Origin of the sequence: Duganella radicis (assembly GCF_009720825.1) — a bacterium.
Classification (GTDB): Bacteria; Pseudomonadota; Gammaproteobacteria; order Burkholderiales; family Burkholderiaceae_D; genus Rugamonas; species Rugamonas radicis.
The window spans coordinates 1-3,876 of record NZ_WNKY01000096.1; the positions used below are offsets into that span (position 1 = coordinate 1).

Here is a 3,876-nt window from a genome sequence, read left to right on the forward strand (position 1 = left end):
TGCCGTTGCCATTGCCGTTGCCGCCCGGCTTGCGGGCGCCGCCGCCGTTGCGGCTCGGGCCGTTGCGGTGGCCGGGGCCGCCGCTGCGCAGCTGGATCGGTTGCGGACGCGCGCTCGGGTCCGGCTCGAAGCCCGGGATCACGTCGCGCGGCAGGGTTTGCTTGATCAGCTTTTCAATGTCTTTCAACATCTGGTGCTCGTCCACGCACACCAGCGAGACCGCCTCGCCGGTGGCGCCGGCGCGGCCGGTGCGGCCGATGCGGTGCACATAGTCTTCCGGCACGTTCGGCAGGTCGTAGTTGACCACGTGCGGCAGCTGGTCGATGTCGATGCCGCGCGCGGCGATGTCGGTGGCCACCAGCACTTGCAGCTTGTTGTCCTTGAACTCGGACAGCGCCTTGGTGCGCGCCGACTGGCTCTTGTTGCCGTGGATGGCCATGGCGCCGATGCCGTCCTTCTCCAGCTGCTCGACCAGTTTGTTGGCGCCGTGCTTGGTGCGGGTGAACACCAGCACCTGGTGCCAGTTGTTGGACTTGATCAGGTGCGCCAGCATCGGGTGTTTTTTGTCGCGGTCCACCGGGTGGATTTTCTGCGCGATGATTTCCACCGTCGAGTTGCGGCGCGCCACTTCAATCGTGGCCGGCTTGTCCAGCAGGCCGTCGGCCAGGGCCTTGATCTCGTCCGAGAAGGTGGCCGAGAACAGCAGGTTCTGGCGCTTGGCCGGCAGGCCGGCCAGCACTTTGCGGATGTCGCGGATGAAGCCCATGTCGAGCATGCGGTCGGCCTCGTCCAGCACCAGGATTTCGATCTTGCCCAAGTCGACCGTGCCCTGGTCCATGTGGTCCAGCAGGCGGCCCGGCGTGGCCACCAGGATGTCGACGCCGTGCTTGAGCTGCTTGATCTGCGGGTTGATGCCGACCCCGCCAAAGATCACGGCCGAATTCAGGTTGGTGTACTTGCCGTACACGCGCACGCTTTCCTCGACCTGGGCCGCCAGTTCGCGGGTCGGGGTCAGGATCAGGGCGCGGATCGCGCGCGCGGTCTTGTTGCTGGTCTGTTTGACGCCGACGGCGTCGGTCGACAGGCGGTGCAGCAGCGGCAGGGTGAAGCCGGCCGTCTTGCCGGTGCCGGTTTGCGCGCCCGCCAGCAGGTCGCCGCCGTTCAGCACAGCAGGGATGGCCTGCTGCTGGATCGGCGTAGGCGAGGTGTAGCCTGTTTCGCTCACTGCGCGGACGAGGGCGTCGGACAAACCGAGGGTAGAGAATGACATAGTAATTCGATATTTCAGTCGAGTATTCTTGGTTTGCGGCATCGGACTGAGCGGTGCCGCAACTTTCAGTATAGCATCTTGTTTCAAATAGGAAATAAAAAAGGAAACAAAAAAGGGAGCAAACGCTCCCTTTTTTGTAACAGCGTGTGAGGCTTAGGCGTATGGCGTCAGCAAACCGACCATCTGGCCGAAGATTTTCGGGCTGCCGGCGATGATGTCGCCCTTGTACAGGTAGTCCGATTCGCCGTTGAACTCAGCGACGATGCCGCCGGCCTCGGTCACCAGCAGCGCGCCGCCAGCGATATCCCAGGGCTTTAGGCCTTTTTCATAGAAGCCGTCCAGGCGGCCGCAGGCGACGTAGGCCAGGTCCAGCGCGGCGCTGCCGGCGCGCCGCACGCCCTGGCAACGCTCGGCCATGATGCCGTACATTTCCAGGTATTCCTTCAGCGCGGCCGGGTTGCCAACCTGGTAGCCGGTGGCCAGCAGGGCGTTGGCAATGCGGTCCAGCTTGCCGACGCGGATGCGCTTCTCGTTCAGGTAGGCGCCGGCGCCCTTGGTGGCGGTGAACAGGTCGTTGCGCACCGGGTCGTACACCACCGATTGCGTGATCACGCCGCGCTGCGACAGCGCGATCGAGATCGCGTACTGCGGGAAGCCGTGCATGAAGTTGGTGGTGCCGTCGATCGGGTCGATGATCCAGGTGTATTCTGCCTCGTCGTGCGCGTTGGCCGATGCGCCGGATTCTTCGCCCAGGAAGGCGTGGTCGGGGTAGGCCTTGGACAGCACCTCGATGATGGCTTGCTCGGCAGCCTGGTCAACGTCGGTGGCGAAGTCCTTGTGGTTCTTCTCGGTGACGATCAGGCGATCGAGGTCGAAGGAAGCGCGGTTGATGACGGCGGCGGCGCGGCGGGCGGCTTTCACGGCCGTATTGATCATTGGATGCATGGGCTTTTCCGTATAAAAATGCTAACGCCCACCGGGGGAATTCCAGCCCGGCGGCACGACAGGGAGACAAAATGACAAAGAGCGGGGCGGTGGCGACAGGGTAGAATTCTGCTTGAATTTCCGTATCGACATCGCGCGAATGCGCTATTTTAAATGAACCTGCCCGAAATCAACACGAATCTTTTCAAACAGCTGCGATTTATTCTGGTCGAGACTAGCCGCGCGGGCAATATTGGCGCCGTGGCACGGGCCATGAAAACCATGGGCTACAGCGATCTGGTGCTGGTCGCGCCGCGCTTCGAGAACGCCCTGCACGACCCCGAGGCGGTGGCGTTTGCCAGCGGCGCCCAGGATATTCTGCGCGGCGCGCGGGTGGTGGGCAGCATGGCCGAGGCGCTGGAGGGCATCACCTACGCGGCGGCGGTGTCGGCCCGGTTGCGCGAGTTCTCGCCGCCGGTGCTGTCGCCGCGCCAGCTGGCCGGGCAGCTGGTGGCGCAGCCGGACTGGCGCGCCGCCCTGATCTTTGGCAACGAGCGCTTCGGCCTGCCGAACGAGCTGGTGGAAAAGTGCAATGTGCTGATCAACATCCCGGCCAATCCCGACTATTCCTCGCTCAACCTGTCGCAGGCGGCCCAGGTGCTGGCCTATGAGTGCCGCATGGCGGTGCTGGACGGCGCCGGCGTGGCGCTGACGCCGCGCCAGCCGGGCGGCGACGCCAACGAGGTCGGCTTCCAGGGCGAGGCCGCCAGCATCGAGCAGATCGAGGGCATGTTCACCCATCTGGAGCGGGCGCTGGTGGAGATCGGTTTCCTCGACGTCGGCAATCCGCGCAAGCTGATGCCGCGCCTGAAACGCCTGTTCGCGCGCGCCCAGCTGGAGAAGGAAGAGGTGAATATCCTGCGCGGCATCGCCCGCCACATGCGCGGCCGCCACGGCAAGGATGGCGCATGAACTGGGATCATCCGCAACCCCATATTCTGGCACTGTCGCCCGGCGCCGCCGACATTGACGGCCTCGACCATACCAACAACGCGGTGTATGTGCGCTGGTGCGAGCAGGCCGGCTGGGCCCACTCGGAAGCGCTGGGCCTGAGCCTGGCCGACTATCGCCGCCTCGACCGTGCCATGGCGATCCGCCGTTCCGAGTACGACTACCTGCTGCCCACCGCCGCCGGCGAACCGCTGCTGCTGGGCACCTGGCTGTACAGCACCGATGGCAAGCTGAACATGGAACGCCGCTTCCAGCTGCTGCGCGCCAGCGACGGCGCCACCGTGCTGCGCGGGCGCTGGGCGCTGGTGTGCATCGAGATCAGCAGCGGCCGCGCGCGCCGCATGCCGGCCGAATTTTGCGACGGCTATCTGCCGGCCGTGGTGGCCGCCCAGGACTAGACGCCGTCCTCTAGTTTTGCCGTGCAAGCAGCGTTGCAACTTCCATTACACTAGCCCAAACCATAAAAAATGGACGGAGACCATGCAAGCATCCCGCAGATCTTTTCTGAAGATCGGCGTGGCCGGGGCGTTAACCATCGCCGCCGGCGGCGCCCTCTATCGCCTGGCCCAGCCGCCGGGCGCCCAGCGCTTTGCCCTGGAGGGCGGCGCCCGCGCCGTGCTGGACGCCGTGCTGCCGGTCATGCTGGGCCCGGCCCTGCCGCGGGAGCCGGC

The 3,876-nt window shown here is 65.2% G+C and carries 4 protein-coding genes; 2 read left to right on the plus strand and 2 right to left on the minus strand.

Features of this window, described 5'->3' with window-relative positions; translation table 11 throughout:
- Together GM676_RS31075 and GM676_RS31080 are read right to left on the minus strand one after the other, a co-directional pair.
- Positions 1 to 1,270, minus strand: a 1,270-nt coding sequence (locus tag GM676_RS31075) for a DEAD/DEAH box helicase (protein WP_155468425.1), incomplete at its 3' end; no start/stop codon positions are given.
- A 153-nt stretch (positions 1,271 to 1,423) separates the two neighbouring features.
- Positions 1,424 to 2,206, minus strand: coding sequence for an inositol monophosphatase family protein (locus GM676_RS31080; RefSeq protein ID WP_155468428.1), 783 nt, complete (start codon positions 2,204 to 2,206; stop codon positions 1,424 to 1,426).
- A gap of 162 nt (positions 2,207 to 2,368) precedes the next feature.
- On the opposite strand from GM676_RS31080, the gene GM676_RS31085 reads away from it, so the two are divergent.
- Positions 2,369 to 3,166: an RNA methyltransferase gene (locus tag GM676_RS31085; protein WP_155468426.1), complete on the plus strand. Its 798-nt coding sequence runs from the start codon at positions 2,369 to 2,371 to the stop codon at positions 3,164 to 3,166.
- A complete protein-coding gene (locus GM676_RS31090; protein WP_155468427.1) occupies positions 3,163 to 3,603 on the plus strand; it encodes an acyl-CoA thioesterase in 441 nt (146 codons plus the stop codon). The genes GM676_RS31085 and GM676_RS31090 overlap by 4 nt, the downstream gene beginning before the upstream one ends.
- Positions 3,604 to 3,876 lie beyond the last annotated feature (273 nt).